This window comes from Rhodovarius sp., assembly GCF_040399605.1.
Classification (GTDB): Bacteria; Pseudomonadota; Alphaproteobacteria; order Acetobacterales; family Acetobacteraceae; genus Rhodovarius; species Rhodovarius crocodyli_A.
The window spans coordinates 62209-79299 of the sequence record NZ_JBBARU010000004.1; the positions used below are offsets into that span (position 1 = coordinate 62209).

Here is a 17091-nt window from a genome sequence, read left to right on the forward strand (position 1 = left end):
CCGCCGCCCTCTCGGCCGCCGCCCTCGCCACCCCCGCCCTGGCACAGAGCGCCACGCCAGAGGTGCGCTGGCGGGCTGCCAGCTCCTTCCCGCGCGTCTTCGACGTGCTCTACGGCACCATGGAGCGTATCGCCGCCCGGGTCGCCCAGCTCACCGACAATAAATTCCGCATCACCACCTTCCCAGCCGGTGAAATCGTCGGCGGTTTGCAGGTGCTCGACGCGGTCCAGGCCGGCACGATCGAGGCCGGGCATACCGCCGCTTATTATTACATCGGCAAGGACATCGCCTTCGCCCCCTTCACTGCCATGAGCTTCGGCCTGAACACCCGGCAGATGACGGCCTGAACACGCTTTGGCGGCGGCAACCAGTTGGCGGCGGATTTATTCCGTGAATACAACATCATCGGCCATACCGCGGGCGATACCGGGGCGCAAATGGGCGGCTGGTTCCGCAATGAGATCCGCAGCCTGACGGACCTTCAGGGCCTGAAATTCCGCATCACCGGCCTCGCCGGCCAACTCTTCACCCGGCTGGGCGCCGCCCCGGTGCTGACCGCGCCGGCCGATATCTATCCCAGCCTGGAGCGCGGCGTGATCGATGCCGCCGAATTCGTCGGCCCGCATGATGATGAGCGCGCGAATTACGTGCGCGTGGCACGGTTCTACTACGCACCCGGCTTCTGGGAACCCGGCGCCCGGCTGCATTTCATGAGCAATATCCGCGCCTATAATGCCCTGCCGGACCTCTATAAGCACGCCATCGAGTTGGCCTGCGCCGAGGCTGATAGCGACATGGTGGCGCGTTATGACCACCTGAACCCCCAGGCGCTGCGCCGCCTCATCGCCGCTGGCGCGCAGTTGCGCTTCTGGCCGCGCGAAATCCTCCAGGCCGCCTGGCGCGCCAATGAGGAGATGGTCGGCGACCTCGGCAGCCGCAATGCGCGGTTCAAGACCATCATGGACAGCTACAGGGCCTATCGCGGCGAGATGTTCCAGTGGCACCGCGTCAGCGAAAACAGCTTCGACAATTTCGCCTTCACCGCGGCGGCGCAGCAGTAAGCCGCCCCTTTCGAAGCGAGGGGCGCGGGCCTAGAAGGCAGGAATGGAATCGCACCCCCTGCTTGCCGCGCTCCTCATGGGTATCATCGAGGGGCTGACCGAGTTTCTCCCCATCTCCTCCACCGGGCACCTGATCCTGCTCGGCCATGCCATCGGCTTTAGGGGCCCGCCCGGCAAAGTCTTCGAAATCGCCATCCAACTCGGCGCCATCCTCGCCGTGGTGGTGATCTATTGGCGAAGGCTGCTGGCGGTGGGTTTGGGCATGTGGCGGCCGCGCACGGCGGAACGCTTCTATGCCACCAATATCCTGCTCGCCTTCCTGCCGGCGATGGTGCTGGGGGCGACGCTGCATTCCACCATCACCAGCCTGCTGTTCAACCCCTGGGTGGTGAGCGTGGCGCTCATCCTGGGCGGCATTGCCATTATTCTCATCGAGCGGCGGGTGCTGACCCCCAGCATCCATTCGGTGGCCGAGATCGGGCCGCTGACCGCGCTTCTGGTGGGCTTCGGCCAGGCCTTGGCGATGATCCCGGGCACCTCGCGCTCGGGGGCGACCATCATCACCGCCCTGCTCTGCGGGGTGGATCGCCGGGCCGCGGCCGAATTCTCTTTCGTGCTGGCCATTCCCACCATGCTCGCCGCTTCGGCCTATTCGCTGCTGAAGGCCCGCCATGAACTCTCGCTCGATGGGCTGGGGCAGATCGTGATCGGATTCGTCACGGCCTTCGTGGTGGCCTTGCTGGTGGTGCGCGCGGTCATCGCCATCATCGGGCGCATCGGCTTCACGCCGTTTGGCTGGTACCGCATCGGCCTTGGGCTTGTGATGCTGGCTGCCCTGGCGATTGCGGGCTAACGGCCGCCAGCCTCCCATGCCAGCCCATCCGCACGACCCAAAACGCGAGGCCCGCCTGGCCCAGGCCCTGCGGGACAATCTCAAGCGCCGCAAGCAACAGGCCCGCGCCCGCGAGGAAGAGCCGCCCCCGCCCAGCCCCGAACCCGCCCCGCGCGAAAAAGCCCCCGACAAGACCTAGTCCCGCGCATGGCCGCCTCGATGGCGGCGCCGTTGCCCCTACCCCCCGGCTGGTCTAGACCCTGCCTCCCAACCCTAGCCCAAGGCCGGATTCCGCCCCATGCCCATCATGCCCGACCACTGGATCCGTCGCATGGCGACCGATCACGGCATGATCGAGCCCTTCGTGGAGAACCAAAAGCGCGAGGGCGTGATCAGCTACGGCCTCTCCTCCTTCGGCTATGACGCCCGGGCGGCGGATGAATTCAAGGTTTTCACCAATGTCGATAATGCGGTGGTGGACCCCAAAGCCTTCTCGGAGACGGGTTTCGTCACCCGCACCGGCCCGGTTTGCATCATCCCGCCCAATTCCTTCGTGCTGACCTCGACCATCGAGTATTTCCGCATCCCGCGCGATGTGCTGGTGATCTGCCTCGGCAAATCCACCTATGCCCGCTGCGGTCTGATCGTGAATGTCACGCCGCTCGAGCCGGAATGGGAGGGCCAGGTGACGATCGAGATCAGCAACACCACGCCGCTGCCCGCCCGGGTCTATGCCAATGAAGGCATTTGCCAGTTCCTCTTCCTCAAGGGCGAAAGCGCCCCTGAGGTGAGCTATGCCGACCGCGCTGGAAAATACATGGGCCAGCGCGGCGTCGCCTTGCCGAGGCTCTGAGCCATGGCCTATCAAACAACCAAGCGGTGCGCCCCCCCACATCGCGCCATCATGGGGCTCGGCTGAGACATGGACCGCATTCGCATCCGCGGCGGCAAGCCGCTATCGGGCAGCATCTCCGTCTCCGGCGCGAAGAATGCCGTGCTGGCGCTGATGCCCTCGGCACTGCTGGCCGGCTCCCCCCTTCATCTACAGAATGTGCCCAACCTGGCCGATGTGGCGACGATGACGGCGCTGCTGCAGCATCTCGGCATGGATGTGGTGCATGACAAGGCGGCCCGCACGCTGGCCCTGGCCGGGCCCGCCACGGGCAATGAGGCGCCCTACGATATTGTGCGGAAAATGCGCGCATCGGTGCTGGTGCTGGGACCGCTGGTGGCCCGCCACGGCGTGGCCCGCGTCTCGCTGCCCGGCGGCTGCGCCATCGGAACCAGGCCGGTGGACCTTCACCTGAAGGGCCTGGAGGCGATGGGCGCCACCATCACCGTCGAGGCTGGCTATATCGAGGCCCGCGCCCCAGCCGGCGGCCTGAAGGGCGCGCGCATCATCTTCCCAGTCGTCAGCGTGGGCGCCACCGAGAACCTGCTGATGGCCGCCACCCTCGCCGATGGCGAGACCGAGCTGGTCAATGCCGCGCGCGAGCCGGAGATCGAGGATCTCGCCCTTTGCCTGATACGCATGGGCGCGCGGATCGAGGGCATCGGCACCGATAGGCTGCGGGTCACCGGCGTGGCAGCGCTGACCGGCGCCACCCATCCGGTGGTGATGGACCGCATCGAGGCCGGAACCTATGCCTGCGCCGCTGCCATCACCGGTGGCGAGGTATTCTTGCAGGGCGCCCGGCTGGACCATCTGGGCGCCGTGGCGCGGGTGCTGCGCGAGGCCGGCGTGGGCGTGAATGAGGAACCGGCGGGCCTGCGCATTGCGCGCATGAACGGCCTGCATGGCGTGGATGTCGTGACCGAGCCCTTCCCCGGTTTTGCCACCGATATGCAGGCGCAGTTCATGGCGCTGATGTGCGTGGCACAGGGCGCCTCCATGGTCACCGAGACCATTTTTGAAAACCGCTTCATGCATGTGCCCGAGCTGGCGCGGATGGGTGCTCGCATCAATGTGCATGGCGCCTCGGCCATTGTGCGCGGCGTGCAAAAACTCTCAGGCGCGCCGGTGATGGCCACCGATTTGCGCGCCTCGGTCTCCCTCGTGCTGGCCGGCCTCGCCGCGCAGGGCGAGACAGTGGTCAACCGCGTCTATCACCTCGACCGCGGCTATGAGCGGCTGGAGGAAAAACTGGCCGCCGTGGGCGCCGATATCGAGCGGCTGGCATGAGCATCGCCCTATCATCCCAGGCCCCCAGGTAACACCACCATGGACCAGCCCCTCCCCTCCCCCACCATCATGGCCACCACCCAGCCGCTGGTGCTGGCCCTGCCCAAGGGCCGCATCCTGAAGGAGCTGATGCCGGTGCTCAAACGCGCCGGCCTCACCCCGGCCGCCGATTGCGCCGATGAAGACAGCCGCCGCCTGCGCTTCGAGACCGAGGATGCGGCGGTGGATGTCATCCGCGTCCGCCCCTTCGATGTCGCAACCTTCGTGGCGCATGGCGCAGCGCAGATCGGCGTCTGCGGCGGCGATGTGCTGATGGAATTCGACTATCAGGAAATCTACGCACCGCTGGATCTGGGCATCGGCTATTGCCGGGTTTCGGTGGCCGGGCCGGTGGATGCGCCCGCCGATGACCCCTCCCGCTGGTCGCGGATCGCCGTGGCCACAAAATACCCCAATATCGCCCGCAAACACTACGCCGCGCGCGGGGTACAGGCCGAGGTGGTGCATCTCAACGGCGCCATGGAATTGGCCCCGGCGCTCGGCCTGTCCAAGGTGATTGTTGACCTCGTAGCCACCGGTGCCACCCTCAAGGCCAATGGCCTGCATGAGACCGAGGTGATCGCCGAAATCACCTCACGCGTCATCGTCAACCGCTCGGCGCTCAAGACCATGCCCGAGCGAATCGGCGCCCTGCTGGCCCGCTTCCGGGATGCCATAGCGTGAAGCATCTGAACACGCGTGACCCCGGCTTCGAGGCCGATTTCGCCGCCCTGCTGGATGAGGCGCGCGAGACCACCGCTGCCGTGGGCGGCGCGGTGGCAGAGATCATCGCTGCCATCCGCGCCCGTGGCGATGCCGCGCTGGCGGACTACACCGCCCGCTTCGATGGCTGGCAGCCCGGCCTGCTGCGCGTCACCGCCGATGAATTGGCCGAGGCTGAGGCCGCCATCGCGCCCGACCTTCTGGCCGCGCTGGATATGGCGGCGGCGCGGATCGAGGCGTTTCATCGTGCCCAACTCCCCGCCGATATCACGATCAACGACCCGGCAGGGCTAACCTTGGGCATGCGCTGGGGCGCGTTGGATGCGGTGGGGCTCTATGTGCCCGGCGGCAAGGCGGCCTATCCCTCCTCGGTGCTGATGAACGCCATTCCCGCCCGCGTGGCCGGGGTGGGGCGGGTGTGCATGTGCGTGCCCACCCCCGGCAGGCTGCTCAACCCGCTGGTGCTGGCGGCAGCCAGGCGTGCGGGTGTGACGGAGGTGTTCCGCGTCGGCGGCGCCCAGGCTGTGGCCGCCATGGCCTGGGGCACCGAAAGCATCGCCGCGGTGGACCGCATCGTCGGCCCAGGCAATGCCTATGTGGCCGAGGCCAAGCGCCAGGTCTTTGGCCGCGTGGGCATCGACAGCATCGCCGGCCCCTCTGAGGTGGTGGTGCTGGCCGATGCCGATAATGACCCCACCCATGTCGCGATGGATTTGCTCGCCCAGGCCGAGCATGACGAGGCGGCGCAGAGCATCCTCATCACCAATGACGCAGGCTTTGCCGCTGCCGTGGCCGCGGCTGTCGAGGCAGCCCTTCTCACCCTGCCGCGCCGGGCCATCGCCGCGGCCAGCTGGGCCGCGCATGGCGCAATTGTGCTGGTACGCGACTGGGATGAGGCGGTGGCATTGACCAACCGCCTCGCCCCTGAACATCTGCAGATCATGACGGCGGAACCCGCCGCGCTGTTCGGCCAGATCCGCCATGCGGGGGCCGCCTTCCTGGGCCGCTGGTGCCCCGAGGCGCTGGGCGATTACGTCGCTGGCCCCAACCATGTGCTGCCCACCGGGCGTTCTGCGCGTTTCGCCTCGGGATTATCGGTGTTTGACTTCCTCAAGCGCACCACCTGGGTGGCGGCCGAGCAGGAAGGTTTGCGGGCCATCGGCCCCGCCGCCGTCGCCCTGGCCGAGGCCGAGGGCCTTACCGCGCATGGCCAAAGCGTGGCGCTGCGCCTCTCCTGACTTGACCTGGAGAGCCGACAGAACCATGTTGCGGGCGACGCGGCCCCGATGGGCGCGACGCAATCCCTTATTCGCGGGCGCTTTTCGCCCAAATCCAGCAAGGTTGTTCGACAATGAGCGCGTATGTCTAAAGAGGACATGATCGAATTCAGCGGTCAGGTCATGGAGTTGCTTCCCAACGCCATGTTCCGGGTCAAGCTGGACAATGAGCACCTCGTGCTCGCCCATACCTCCGGCAAGATGCGCAAGAACCGCATCCGCGTGCTGGCGGGGGACCGGGTGAATGTCGAGATGACACCCTACGACCTGACCAAGGGTCGCATCACATTTCGCTTCAAGTAACCGGCCTACCGCTCGTCCTCGCCTCCGCCAGCCCGCGGCGCCTGGAGCTTTTGGCCAGGATTGGCGTGGTGCCCCAGGCGATCCGCCCGGCCGATTTGGACGAGACTCCATTGCCCGCCGAATTGCCGCATAAGCTGGCTGAGCGCCTTTGCGCCCTGAAGGCCGGGGCCATGGCCTCGCCCGAGGCCCTAGTTCTGGCGGCTGATACCGTGGTGGGCGTGGGGCGCCGTATCCTGGGCAAACCCGCCGATGCGGCCGAGGCCCGCGCCTTCCTCACCATGCTCTCAGGCCGGCGCCACCGGGTGCATACCGGCGTGGCCCTGGCGGTTCCCGGGCAAAAGCTGCGCACCCGCCTTGTCACCTCCGTCGTCGCCTTCCAGCGCCTGACCACAGCGCAGATCGAGGCCTATCTCGACGGTACAGAATGGCAGGGCAAGGCCGGCGGCTACGCCATCCAGGGCAGTGCCGAGGCCTGGGTGCGCTTCATGTCCGGCTCCTGGTCCAATATCGTCGGCCTACCGCTATTCGAAACGGCGCAATTGCTACGCGGGGTGGGGTGGCTGCGGCCATGAGCGTCGCTGCCGATACACGGCCCGAAAGCCCGGTCCAGGCGATCATCCGCGTCAGCCGTTCGCCGGGCGAGCGGCGCGTGGCCCTCATCCTCGATGATGTCGTGACCGAGGCCTGGGTGGAGCGCCCGGCGCGGCCCGATGGCGTGGGCGATGTCCTGGCCGCGCATGTCTCCGCTGTCGCCCCCGCCATGGCCGGGGCCTTTCTCACCCTGCCCGACGGCCAGACCGGCTTTCTGCCAGAATCCGAGGCCAGCCTCTCCCGCCGCCCGCTGCGCGAGGTGGTGCAAGAAGGCCGCCTGCTGGTGGTGCGCGTCACCCGCGCGGCGCAAGGTGCGAAGGGCCCACGGGTCTCGGTCAAGCGTGCGCCGCCCCTGGCCGCCACCCAGCCGGGGCTGATCGAGCGCGGGCCGGATGCGGCCATGCGGCTGCGCGCCGCCTACCCCCAGGCACAGATTCTCGCCGATGACGCGACCGAGGCCGCCCGGCTCGGCGCCCGCCTGGTCGCCCGCGCCTTCGATGACGAGATCGAGGCCGAATTCGAAGCCCTGGCCTCGCCCAGCCTTCCCCTGGAAGGCGGCGGTCGGCTGATCATCCAGACCACCCATGCGCTCACCGCCATCGATGTCGATGCCGGCAGCCATGCCGGCGCCGACCGCACGGCCACCCAGGCGCTGAACGCCGCCGCCCTGCGCGAGGCGGCACGGCAGATCAGGCTGCGCAATTGCGCCGGCGGTATTCTTATCGACGCTGCCGGCATGGCGGCGCGAGACCGCGCGGCGCTCGAACCCGCGCTGCGCGAGGCCCTGGCGCCCGACCGTCTGGCGGAATGCCTCGGCACCGGGCCGCTGGGCCTGTTTGAGCTGCGCCGCGCCCGCATCCATCCCCCGCTTTCCGAGACCCTGGCCGGACCCCTCACCCCAGGCCTCGCCCTGCTGCGAATCGCGGGACGTGAGGCCGCCCACGCGCCACATCGCCGCCTGGCGCTGCATGCCCCTCCGGCCATGCTGGCCGCCCTGCGCGCGCTACCGGACGCACTGGCGGAATATGAACGCGCCGCCGGTCATGCCCTGACCCTGACACCTGGCGAAAGCGGGATCACCGATGCCGCGTGACCAAAAACCCTGCCCGATCTGCCGCAAGCCCGCCGCCCCCGCACCGCTGCGGCCATTTTGTTCGGAACGCTGCCGCCAGGTCGATCTCGGCCGCTGGTTCACCGAGAGCTACGCGGTGCCGGGCAAGCCATTGGGCGAGGAAGACGAGGTCGAGTAGCGCGCGATATATCGTGCCCCTGGCCCGAACAGCTTTTCGCGATAAGTCCCGGCAGCATATTCCCGCTTATAGGCGCCACGTTCCTGCAGCGCCGGAATGAGCAATTGCACCACATCCTCCAGACATTCCGGGAAGACGGTGCGGGAGAGGTTGAACCCATCCGCACCTGATTCGGCGGCATAGGCGATCAACGTCTCCGCCACACGCTCGGCACTGCCCGCAATCGGCTTCTGCCGGCTGCCCAGGATGAACTGGTCGATCAGCCCCCGCCGGGTGAGCGTGCCGCCCATGGCCCGCGCCATGGCGGTGACATTGGACTGGATCGCGTTGCTCTGGGCGGTGATCGGCTCATCAAGGCCAAAGCGGTTGAAATCCAGCCCCAGCGAGGCCGCGGCATGGGCCAGCGCGCCCTCCACCGAGGAATGCGCCCGGTATTCCGCCAGCTTGTCCGCGGCTTCAGCATCGGTGCGGCCCAGCACCAGGGTGGCGCCGACAAACACCTTCTTCGGCCGCCCGCCCAATCCCCGCAGCCGGGCAATGCCCTGCCCCACCACCGCCGGCGGCCCACCATTCATAAACACGCATTCGGCGTGCCGCGCCGCAAAGGCCAACCCGCGTGGCGAAGCGCCGGCCTGATAGAGCACCGGCGTGCGCTGCGGCGAGGGCTCGCAAAGATGCGGCGCATCGATGCGGTATTGCCGCCCATGATGATGGATGGCCCGCACCCGGGCGGGGTCGGTGAAGGCGCCGCCCCGCTCGCGCAGCACCGCATCATCATCCCAGGACTCCTCCCAGAGTTTCCCCACGACCGCCATGTATTCATCGGCCATATCGTAGCGGTCATCATGCTGGAGTTGGGCTGCCAGCCCCATGGCCCGCGCCGCGCTGTCCAGATAGCCGGTGACGATGTTCCAGCCGATGCGGCCATTCGTCAGATGGTCCAGCGTGCTCATCCGCCGGGCAAAGAGATAAGGCGCCTCATAGGAGAGATTGGCGGTGATACCGAAACCCAGATGGGTGGTGACGGCGGCCATGGCCGGCACGATCATCGGCGGGTCAAGCAATGGCACCTGCACGGCGTGACGCAGGGCGGCATCCGCGCTGCCATCCAGCACGTCATAAATCCCCAGCACATCGGCCAGAAACAGGCCATCAAACAGCCCGCGCTCCAGCAGGCGGGCGAGGCCGAGCCAATGCGAGAGCTGGTTATAATTCGCGCTGGTGTCACGCGGGTGGGTCCACATCCCGTGCTGGATGTGGCCCACACAGGCCATGTCAAAGGCGTTGAGGGCGATCGGCCTCAAGGCTTGATGAAGGTCACGCCCTGCGTGGCCATGAAGCTGTTGAGGTCCTGGCGCAGCACGCCGGTCAGGCAGGCAGTGTCGGCGGCCGCGTTGTGTCGGAAGGTGTAGATGGTCAGCGTGTCGCCGGAGATGGCGGCGCGGCAGAAGCCCTGCTCGGCATCGGGCGTGTTGTTCGGGCACATCTCCAGGTCGATGTGCTGCACGTGGTCATGGAAGCCCTGATAGGTGATCCAGCATTGCGGGGACTGCGCCAGGGCAACGGCTGGGAGCAGGCTGGCGAGCAGGATGATGCGGCGCATGACGGTTCCTCGAATACCGGGGGTCGCGGCGCCCCCGTTGCTTCCTACCAGAGCAGCCGGGGCTTGCCCAATGAACATGGCGCAAGGCTGCGACCGGGGTGCTATCCCGCAAACGGGTCCCGCAAGGCAATCGTATCATCCCGGTCAGGCGAGGTGCTGAGCATCATCACCGGCGCCTCCACCAATTCCTCGATACGGCGGACATATTTCACCGCCTCGGCCGGCAATTCGGCATAGCTGCGGGCACCGCGGGTGGAACCGGCCCAGCCCTGCATCACCTCAAAAATCGGCTCCGCCGCCGCCTGGGCCCGCATGCCGGCCGGCAGGCGCTTCATCGCCACGCCATTCACGCGGTAGCCCACGCAAATCTGCAATTCCGGCAGGCCATCGAGCACATCCAGCTTGGTCAGCACCAGGCCGTTCACCCCGCCGATCTTCACCGCCTGGCGCACCATGGCGGCATCGAACCAGCCGCAGCGCCGGGGCCGCCCGGTCACCGTGCCGAATTCGTGGCCGCGCTCGCCCAGCAGCTTGCCGGTATCGTCGAACAGTTCAGACGGGAAAGGCCCGCTGCCCACCCGGGTGGCATAGGCCTTGGCAATGCCCAGCACCGTGCCGATGGCGTTCGGCCCAACCCCGGCACCGGCCGCGGCATTGCCCGCCACCGTGTTGCTGCTGGTGACATAGGGGTAGGTGCCGTGATCGACATCGAGCATCACCGCCTGCGCACCCTCGAATAGCACGCGCTTGCCATCGATGCGCGCGGCGTCCAGCGTTTCCCACACCGCCTCGGCATAGGGCAGCAGGCGCGGCGCCAGGGCCAGCAGCGCATCGAGCAGCGGCTGCTTTTCGAATTCCGGCGAACCCAGCCCGCGCAGCAGCGAATTATGGTGCAGCAGCAATTCATCCAGCTTGGCGCTCAGCGTCTCCGGCTCCGCCAGGTCACACACCCGAATGGAGCGCCGGCCCACCTTATCCTCATAGGCGGGGCCGATGCCGCGGCCGGTGGTGCCGATCTTGTCCTCGCCGCGCGCCGCTTCCCGCGCGCGGTCGAGTGCCGGGTGAAGCGGCAAAATCAGCGGCGTATTTTCGGCCAAGCGCAGATTATGCGGGCCGACATCAAGCCCCTGGGCGCGCACCTTGTCGATCTCGGAAAACAGCGCATCGGGGTCCAGCACCACGCCATTGCCGATGATGCCGAGCTTGCCGCGCACCACGCCCGAAGGCAGCAGCGAGAGCTTATAGGTGGTGTCACCCACCACGAGCGTATGGCCGGCATTATGGCCGCCCTGGAAGCGCACGACGATATCGGCCCGGCTGGCCAGCCAGTCCACCACCTTGCCCTTGCCCTCGTCGCCCCATTGCGCGCCGATGATTGCGACATTGGCCATTATGCTTGTTCCTCCAGCGCCGCGGCCTCGCTGCCGCGCAATTCATGGGTGCAGCGCAAGGCGATGGCGCTGTCGGCCGCCGAAAGCGCGGCCACGGTGGCGTAACCCTGCGCCCGAAATGCGCGCGCCGCCACCACATCATGGCCCAAAGGCAGAAAGAGCCGTGGGCGATGGGCGCTGGGCTGCGCGGCGCGGCGCACCGCATCGGGGTAGAGCGTCATGCCCGTCGCCGGCTCATCATGATGCGAGAGGTAACGCCCGCCACGCGCCAATTCCCCGGTGCGGCCGGAGCCATAAATTGTGAAGGCCACGCCCACATGGTAGCGGAAGCCGCGATATTCCGCCGGGTCGAGGGTGATGGCGAGGTCCGGCGCGGCGGCACGAATGGCGGCCACCACGGTGGCGGCATTATCGGCAATCGCCCGCGCACCGGGCGGCAGGGCGAGATCCCGCAGCACGGCAAGCGCCGCCATGGCAGGGCCGGCGGCATTGAGCAGTGCCGGCAGCATCCCAGCGATCGGCCCCGCCCCTTCGGCCAGGGTGGCGACGGCGGCTGCATCCTTGCGGTCAAGCGCGCGGGCAAGGCGGGTGGCGGCGGCACCGCTGAGGCCGGCCTCCTCCAGCAGGCGGGGGGTCATGGTGGGCAGGGTGATATCGAGCGAGAGACCACTGACGCCCACCGCCAGCAGCGCCTCCACCGCCACCAACGCCACCTCGGCATCGGCCTGGGGCGCCGCGCCGCCAATGATCTCGATACCCGCCTGGGCCACCTGGCGCTCGGGCGAAAGCTCGGTGCCACGCACCCGCAACACCTGGCCGGCATAGGACAGCCGCAGCGGCCGGGCCTGCCCTCCCAGCCGGGTTGCGGCAATGCGGGCGATCTGCGGCGTGGTATCGGCCCGCAGCCCCATCATGCGCTGGCTGACCGGGTCCATCAGCCGGAAGGTCTGCTCGGCCACGGCGGCGCCCGATCCGGCCAGCAGCGAATCCTCAAATTCCAGCAGCGGCGGCTTCACCCGCTCATAGCCATGCCCGGCAAAGACCGCCATCAGGGCTTCGACAAGTGCTGCCTCCCGCTCGGCGGCGGGGGGCAGCGCGTCGATCAGGCCGGCGGGCAGCAGGGCGGGGTTGGGTGTGTCATCTGTCATGGCGCGGGCGCGGTGTGGCACAGCGTGTTGCATATGGAAACAGACAGACGCGCCATTGGCTGCTAAGCTTAACCCATGCTGAACACACGACGCCTCCTCCTCCTTCTTCCCCTCGCCGCCTGCGCGGTGAATCCGGTCACCGATAATGAGTTCATGCTCGCCGATGGTGACGTTGTGCGCGGCGCCGCCGATGGCGTGCGAACTGCGGCTTTTAGCGCCCAGCGGGCCTTTGGTGACACCTCGCTGTGGCATGACAACCCCATCGCCGCCTGCTTCGGCACGGCGCAGTTGGAGTATCTCCACCGCAATTTCACCACCAATCCGCGCTTCGCCACCACCGCAAGCTTCGAGACCATCCACAGCATGCGCGAGGGCCAGCGCGCTTTGCGCCAGGCCGCCAATATCCCGGCTTCGGCCGATTCCAGACGGCTGGAGAATGACCTGCGGATCGCGGTGCGCGAGTTGAGCAGCGGTAACCGTGCCGCTGCCGAAGCCGCCCTGGCCGCCTATGGCCCCAACCTGATCGGCCGGCTCACCAGCCTGCCGCGGATCAGGGAAGTGGAAGCCGCTTCCGGCGCTGCGGTGGTGGAATTCGGCTCCTCGCGCGGCGGCAATCAGGGCCGCCTCTGAGGCGAAACCCCCGGCGGCTCAGCCGCCGAAACGCCGATTATCCCCCGGCCGCAACCGCAAGCCGGGGCGCAGATTGGTAAAGGGCAGCGTCGCCGGGTCAGCCACCACCGGCCCGGGCGCTGCGGCCACCAGCACCGTCTCGGCCATGGGCTGGAAATGCGCCCGGAAATGCACGCTCGACTTCACCGCCACGATCTTCTGCGCCGCCGGCTCCACGCCCAGGAAGCGGAACACCTCCTGGTCATGCGCCTGCATTTTGCGCGAGACCACCACCACCCGCACGCCCGGCGCCACCCGCAGCAGCGCTGAAGGGCCAAGCCCGGCCGGATTGCCTGCGCCCATCGGGCCAGAGAGGGTGAAATTGCCCTCGCTCAGCACCTCGACCACGCCGGTCACCGCCAGCGGCACGCCGTCACTGCGGCCACCCAATGAAAGGCTGAGCGTGGCCCCCAGCCCGGCCGCGTGGCAGGCGGCAGCACTCTCGGCGTCATTCATCACCGCCAGCACCGCGCCTTGCGCATTCTGGGCGATCAATTCGGCCAGCAGGCCGGTAGTATCACCATGGCCGCCGCCGCCCGGATTGTCCTGGGTATCGGCAATCACCACCGGGCGGGTGGCGGTGGCGGCGATTCGCATGGCCTCGCGCACCGCATCGGCCGCCGGCATGACGCCGCCCATGAATTGCGCCTCACGCGCATTGATCTCGGCCAGCAGGGCATCAGCCGCGGCCTCGGCATTCTCGCCATAAGCCGCGATGGCCTGGGAACAGCCGGGGAAATCGGCATAGGGAAAGCCAAAGCAATAGGCGAGTTCCACCACGCCCTCGCCCAGCCGCGCCCGGGTCTCCATCACCCCGGCCATCGGCTCCACCAGCGTGCATTGGCTGGTGAGCGGCACCAGGAAATCCACCTCACGAAACGCCTTGGCCCAACGTGGCTCGCCGCCCACCAGGCGCAGCAGCAGCCGCATCGCCTGGGCGCCGGCATCGCGCATATCCACATGGGGATAGGTGCGGAAGGGCACCAGCGCATCGCTCAGCGCCACCATCTGCGCCGTCATATTGGCATGCGGGTCGAGGCTGGCGGTGATGGGGATATCGGGGCCGACCACCGCGCGCACCCGGCGCAGCAATTCGCCCTCGGCATCGGGAAAATCATCACTGACCATGGCGCCATGCAGGTCAAGATAAACGCCATCCAGCGGGCCCGCCTCCAGCGCATGGGAGAGTTCGGCCAGCATGATGCCGGCGATGCGCTCAAACGCCTCCCGCGTCACCGGCCCGGCCGGATTGGCGAAGCACCACACCAAGGGCACGATCCCCGCCCCCGCCGCCTCAGCCACCGCAATCGCGCCCCCCGCGGGCACCGAAAGCGGGCGCAGCGTGTCGGTCATCGCCGCGGCATATTGCAGATTGGGAAAGCCGCCAGCCTCAAAAAATTGCCGCCAGCCGGTGGGCCGGGGGGCAAAGGAATGGCTTTCATGCAGGAAGCCGCCAATCGCTATGCGCATCTCAGATATCCTCATTCGCCGTGGCGATCACCGCATCGGCCAAAACCCGCAAACCCGCCTCTGCCCATTCGGGCGAAATGCTCTCCGCCTCATGATGGCTCAACCCGCCATGGCAGGGGGTGAAGAGCATCACCGTGGGCACACGGCGGGCGACATAGACCGCATCATGGCCGATACCGGTGGGGATATCGCGCCAGTTCAACCCGCGCGCGGTGGCGGCATCGCGGCAGCGCTGCACCAGGCGCGCATCAAAGGGCGTGAGCGGGCTGTACCAGAAATCCTCCACCGTGATGGTCAGATGCCGGGCAGCCGCAATCTCCGCCGCCCGCGCCCGCAGCGCCGCCCCCATGGCATCGAGGCAATCAGGGTCGCCATGGCGGGTATCGATGGAGAACCACACCCGGCTGGGGGTGATATTGCGCGAGGAGGGATAAATCGTGACCTGCCCCACCGTGCCCCGCCCCGGCTCACCGCTGGGGGCGATGGTGGCGAGCGCCACCTCCTCCACCGCCGCAATCAGCCCCGCCGCACCCATCAGCGCATCGCGCCGACTGGCCATGGGGCTGCCGCCATGGGCTTCCTCACCCGTTACCGTCACCTCATACCAGCGCTGGGCCAGCGCATGGGTGACCACGCCAATATCATGGCCGCCATCCTCCAGCAGCTTGCCCTGCTCGATATGCAATTCGAGATAGGCGGCGCAATCGGCCAGGGCTGAGGGCTCCGCCGTGCCGGCCCAGCCAATGGCCGAGAGCGCCTGGCCGAACACCACGCCATCGGTATCGGTCTTGGCCAGCACCTCCGCTTCCGGAAAAATACCCATGGCGCCGCCGCTGCCCATCATCGGCGGCGAGAAGCGCGCCCCCTCCTCATTGGTCCAATTGATCAGCAGCAGGGGGGCGCGGGTGGTGGCGCCGGCCTCATGCAAGGCGCGCATGATCTCAAGCCCGGCCAGCACGCCCAGAATACCATCAAATTTGCCGCCGGTGGGCTGGGTATCGAGATGGCTGCCAAAGGCCACTGGCTTGCGGCCGGGCTCGCTGCCCTCGCGCCGCAGCGCCATATTGCCAAGTCGGTCCACGGTCAGGCTGCAGCCCACCTCGGCGGCCCAGCGCGCCAGCAAATGGCGGCCCTGGCCATCCAGTTCGGTCAGCGTCTGACGGTTGCAGCCGCCCTTGGGCGTGCCGCCGATCTGCGCCATCTGCATCAGGCTATCCCAGAGGCGGGCGCCGCTGAGCGGGATATTGGTCATTATTCTGGGCTCCCCGCCAATGTCTCCACCCCACACCATTCCGCCATGGCCAGGGCAATGGCCCGGGTGCAGCCATGAATGCTCTCCACCCCGACGCTCTCATCAATGCCGTGAATATCCTGCGCATCGGGGCCGAACACCGCCGCCGGCGTGCCCTGATTGAGCACGAAATGCCGGCCATCGGTCAGGCCGGTGGCGGGATAGTCGCGCAATTGCCCACCCGTGGCCTCGGCATAGCTGCGCCGCACTAGCTTGACGATATCAGCCTCGGTGTCGAAGGCGCAGGCCTCAGCCATGAAACCCTTGAATTCCAGCTTGATGGTGGCGCCGCGCAGCCGCTCATGCTGCCCCGCCCGGGCCACCAGCGCCTCGATATCGGCCCGGGTCTGCGCCGCCGAATAGCCCAGCATCACCCCCACCCGCAGGCCAATCCGGCAGCGCGTGGCGACGGAGGAATTCCACTCGCCGCCCTCGATGGTGCCCAGATTTATATTCACCGGATGGTTCACGCCATGAAACACCGGATGAATATTCTCCGCCCGGTTGCGCTCATTCTCGTAATCCTTGAAGGCGCCGGCGATGATATTGGCGGCCTCAATGGCATTCAGCCCAGCCTGCATGTCGCGCACATGGGCCGGCCGGCCACTCACCGTCACCCAGGCCCAGACGACACCAACCTCGCAGGTGTAGAGAGCCTCCACCCCCGGGCCGGGCTCAGGGATGATCACCGCATCGCATTTCGGCAAGGCGAGCAGGCAGGCGGCGGCGCCATTGCCGGTGCATTCCTCCTCGATCACCGCATGCATCTGCACCTCGGCCGCGGGTTGCAGCCCGGCCTGGCGCAGCGCCGCAAAGGCCATGAGATAGGCGGCGATACCGCCCTTCATATCCCCCGCACCACGGCCATAAATCCGCCCGCCGCGAATCTCCGGCGCATAGGGCGGGCTGGCCCACATATCCGCCGCCCCCTCGGGCACCACATCGACATGGCCCTGCAACACCAGGGACCGGCCCCGCGCCACGCGCGGGTGATGCACTGCCACCACATTGTCGCGCCCCTCATAGGGAATCAGCGGCGGCGAGAAGATCGCATCCCCGTTCGGCACCGTCGGAATGCGGCGCGGCATGAGGCCCAGCGCCTCATATTGTCGGGCCATTTCATCGAGGGCGGAGGCCTCATTGCCCAAGGTGCTGGGGCAGCGCACCAAGCGGTACAGACTGTCCAAAGTGGCATCACGCAGCCCATCACAGGCCTGGAGGATGGCGCGCCGGGCGCCGGGGTCGAGCGGAATCATGGCGC

General features: G+C 67.6%; 18 protein-coding genes and 1 pseudogene. 12 read left to right on the forward strand and 7 right to left on the reverse strand.

Features of this window, described 5'->3' with window-relative positions; all coding sequences use genetic code 11:
* Window positions 1-119 precede the first annotated feature (119 nt).
* From ABWP84_RS02505 to ABWP84_RS02555, 11 genes and pseudogenes are all read left to right on the forward strand, one after another.
* Window positions 120-1061 (forward strand): annotated as a pseudogene (locus tag ABWP84_RS02505) (TRAP transporter substrate-binding protein).
* 43 nt (window positions 1062-1104) lie between these two features.
* Complete coding sequence (locus tag ABWP84_RS02510; RefSeq protein WP_353210417.1) at window positions 1105-1914, forward strand: undecaprenyl-diphosphate phosphatase; 810 nt, start codon at window positions 1105-1107, stop codon at window positions 1912-1914.
* Window positions 1915-1930: 16 nt separating this feature from the next.
* Window positions 1931-2092, forward strand: coding sequence for a hypothetical protein (locus tag ABWP84_RS02515; RefSeq protein ID WP_353210418.1), 162 nt, complete (start codon window positions 1931-1933; stop codon window positions 2090-2092).
* A 99-nt stretch (window positions 2093-2191) separates the two neighbouring features.
* A complete protein-coding gene (gene dcd, locus ABWP84_RS02520) occupies window positions 2192-2746 on the forward strand; it encodes a dCTP deaminase (RefSeq protein WP_353210419.1) in 555 nt (184 codons plus the stop codon).
* Window positions 2747-2815: 69 nt separating this feature from the next.
* Window positions 2816-4075 carry a UDP-N-acetylglucosamine 1-carboxyvinyltransferase gene (murA, locus tag ABWP84_RS02525; protein WP_353210420.1) on the forward strand — a complete coding sequence of 420 codons (1260 nt, stop codon included), beginning with the start codon at window positions 2816-2818 and terminating at the stop codon, window positions 4073-4075.
* A gap of 39 nt (window positions 4076-4114) precedes the next feature.
* Window positions 4115-4798 (forward strand): ATP phosphoribosyltransferase, encoded by a 684-nt coding sequence (gene hisG, locus ABWP84_RS02530; RefSeq protein WP_353210421.1) that lies wholly within the window; start codon window positions 4115-4117, stop codon window positions 4796-4798.
* Window positions 4795-6075, forward strand: coding sequence for a histidinol dehydrogenase (gene hisD, locus ABWP84_RS02535; RefSeq protein WP_353210422.1), 1281 nt, complete (start codon window positions 4795-4797; stop codon window positions 6073-6075). The genes hisG and hisD overlap by 4 nt, the downstream gene beginning before the upstream one ends.
* A 123-nt stretch (window positions 6076-6198) precedes the next feature.
* A complete protein-coding gene (infA, locus tag ABWP84_RS02540) occupies window positions 6199-6417 on the forward strand; it encodes a translation initiation factor IF-1 (protein WP_353210423.1) in 219 nt (72 codons plus the stop codon).
* Window positions 6402-6989 carry a Maf family protein gene (locus ABWP84_RS02545; protein WP_353210457.1) on the forward strand — a complete coding sequence of 196 codons (588 nt, stop codon included), beginning with the start codon at window positions 6402-6404 and terminating at the stop codon, window positions 6987-6989. The genes infA and ABWP84_RS02545 overlap by 16 nt, the downstream gene beginning before the upstream one ends.
* Complete coding sequence (locus ABWP84_RS02550) at window positions 6986-8101, forward strand: ribonuclease E/G (RefSeq protein WP_353210424.1); 1116 nt, start codon at window positions 6986-6988, stop codon at window positions 8099-8101. Before ABWP84_RS02545 ends, ABWP84_RS02550 begins: the two co-directional genes overlap by 4 nt.
* A complete protein-coding gene (locus tag ABWP84_RS02555) occupies window positions 8091-8258 on the forward strand; it encodes a DNA gyrase inhibitor YacG (protein ID WP_353210425.1) in 168 nt (55 codons plus the stop codon). Before ABWP84_RS02550 ends, ABWP84_RS02555 begins: the two co-directional genes overlap by 11 nt.
* On the opposite strand, the gene ABWP84_RS02560 is transcribed toward ABWP84_RS02555, so the two are convergent.
* The 4 genes from ABWP84_RS02560 to ABWP84_RS02575 all read right to left on the reverse strand — a co-directional run bounded on the left by ABWP84_RS02560 (window position 8210) and on the right by ABWP84_RS02575 (window position 12400).
* Window positions 8210-9562 carry an LLM class flavin-dependent oxidoreductase gene (locus ABWP84_RS02560; protein WP_353210426.1) on the reverse strand — a complete coding sequence of 451 codons (1353 nt, stop codon included), beginning with the start codon at window positions 9560-9562 and terminating at the stop codon, window positions 8210-8212. The genes ABWP84_RS02555 and ABWP84_RS02560 overlap by 49 nt on opposite strands.
* Window positions 9559-9861, reverse strand: coding sequence for a hypothetical protein (locus tag ABWP84_RS02565; protein ID WP_353210427.1), 303 nt, complete (start codon window positions 9859-9861; stop codon window positions 9559-9561). Before ABWP84_RS02565 ends, ABWP84_RS02560 begins: the two co-directional genes overlap by 4 nt.
* 101 nt (window positions 9862-9962) lie before the next feature.
* Window positions 9963-11252 carry an adenylosuccinate synthase gene (locus tag ABWP84_RS02570; protein ID WP_353210428.1) on the reverse strand — a complete coding sequence of 430 codons (1290 nt, stop codon included), beginning with the start codon at window positions 11250-11252 and terminating at the stop codon, window positions 9963-9965.
* Complete coding sequence (locus ABWP84_RS02575) at window positions 11252-12400, reverse strand: ATP phosphoribosyltransferase regulatory subunit (RefSeq protein ID WP_353210429.1); 1149 nt, start codon at window positions 12398-12400, stop codon at window positions 11252-11254. The genes ABWP84_RS02570 and ABWP84_RS02575 overlap by 1 nt, the downstream gene beginning before the upstream one ends.
* Before the next feature lie 75 nt (window positions 12401-12475).
* Between ABWP84_RS02575 and ABWP84_RS02580 the strand changes: the two genes are divergently transcribed.
* Window positions 12476-13030 (forward strand): hypothetical protein, encoded by a 555-nt coding sequence (locus ABWP84_RS02580; protein WP_353210430.1) that lies wholly within the window; start codon window positions 12476-12478, stop codon window positions 13028-13030.
* Between the two features lie 18 nt (window positions 13031-13048).
* Here the strand turns inward: ABWP84_RS02580 and ABWP84_RS02585 are convergent, their stop codons facing one another.
* The 3 genes from ABWP84_RS02585 to ABWP84_RS02595 are packed head-to-tail and all read right to left on the reverse strand — an operon-like array spanning window position 13049 to window position 17086.
* The gene (locus tag ABWP84_RS02585; RefSeq protein ID WP_353210431.1) at window positions 13049-14539 is read right to left on the reverse strand and encodes a M81 family metallopeptidase; all 1491 of its coding nucleotides are present in this window, start codon (window positions 14537-14539) and stop codon (window positions 13049-13051) included.
* Window position 14540: 1 nt separating this feature from the next.
* Window positions 14541-15791: a Zn-dependent hydrolase gene (locus ABWP84_RS02590; protein ID WP_353210432.1), complete on the reverse strand. Its 1251-nt coding sequence runs from the start codon at window positions 15789-15791 to the stop codon at window positions 14541-14543.
* Window positions 15791-17086 (reverse strand): ArgE/DapE family deacylase, encoded by a 1296-nt coding sequence (locus ABWP84_RS02595; RefSeq protein ID WP_353210433.1) that lies wholly within the window; start codon window positions 17084-17086, stop codon window positions 15791-15793. Before ABWP84_RS02595 ends, ABWP84_RS02590 begins: the two co-directional genes overlap by 1 nt.
* Window positions 17087-17091 lie beyond the last annotated feature (5 nt).

Excerpts from the sequence above, each read along its gene's own strand:
- ABWP84_RS02575 (WP_353210429.1), bottom strand. The coding sequence starts at position 12,400 with ATGACAGATGACACACCCAACCCCGCCCTGCTGCCCGCCGGCCTGATC.
- ABWP84_RS02550 (WP_353210424.1), top strand. The coding sequence starts at position 6,986 with ATGAGCGTCGCTGCCGATACACGGCCCGAAAGCCCGGTCCAGGCGATC.
- ABWP84_RS02510 (WP_353210417.1), top strand. The coding sequence starts at position 1,105 with ATGGAATCGCACCCCCTGCTTGCCGCGCTCCTCATGGGTATCATCGAG.
- ABWP84_RS02580 (WP_353210430.1), top strand. The coding sequence starts at position 12,476 with ATGCTGAACACACGACGCCTCCTCCTCCTTCTTCCCCTCGCCGCCTGC.
- ABWP84_RS02565 (WP_353210427.1), bottom strand. The coding sequence starts at position 9,861 with ATGCGCCGCATCATCCTGCTCGCCAGCCTGCTCCCAGCCGTTGCCCTG.
- infA (WP_353210423.1), top strand. The coding sequence starts at position 6,199 with ATGTCTAAAGAGGACATGATCGAATTCAGCGGTCAGGTCATGGAGTTG.
- murA (WP_353210420.1), top strand. The coding sequence starts at position 2,816 with ATGGACCGCATTCGCATCCGCGGCGGCAAGCCGCTATCGGGCAGCATC.
- ABWP84_RS02515 (WP_353210418.1), top strand. The coding sequence starts at position 1,931 with ATGCCAGCCCATCCGCACGACCCAAAACGCGAGGCCCGCCTGGCCCAG.
- dcd (WP_353210419.1), top strand. The coding sequence starts at position 2,192 with ATGCCCATCATGCCCGACCACTGGATCCGTCGCATGGCGACCGATCAC.
- hisG (WP_353210421.1), top strand. The coding sequence starts at position 4,115 with ATGGACCAGCCCCTCCCCTCCCCCACCATCATGGCCACCACCCAGCCG.
- ABWP84_RS02570 (WP_353210428.1), bottom strand. The coding sequence starts at position 11,252 with ATGGCCAATGTCGCAATCATCGGCGCGCAATGGGGCGACGAGGGCAAG.
- ABWP84_RS02590 (WP_353210432.1), bottom strand. The coding sequence starts at position 15,791 with ATGACCAATATCCCGCTCAGCGGCGCCCGCCTCTGGGATAGCCTGATG.
- ABWP84_RS02555 (WP_353210425.1), top strand. The coding sequence starts at position 8,091 with ATGCCGCGTGACCAAAAACCCTGCCCGATCTGCCGCAAGCCCGCCGCC.
- ABWP84_RS02595 (WP_353210433.1), bottom strand. The coding sequence starts at position 17,086 with ATGATTCCGCTCGACCCCGGCGCCCGGCGCGCCATCCTCCAGGCCTGT.
- ABWP84_RS02585 (WP_353210431.1), bottom strand. The coding sequence starts at position 14,539 with ATGCGCATAGCGATTGGCGGCTTCCTGCATGAAAGCCATTCCTTTGCC.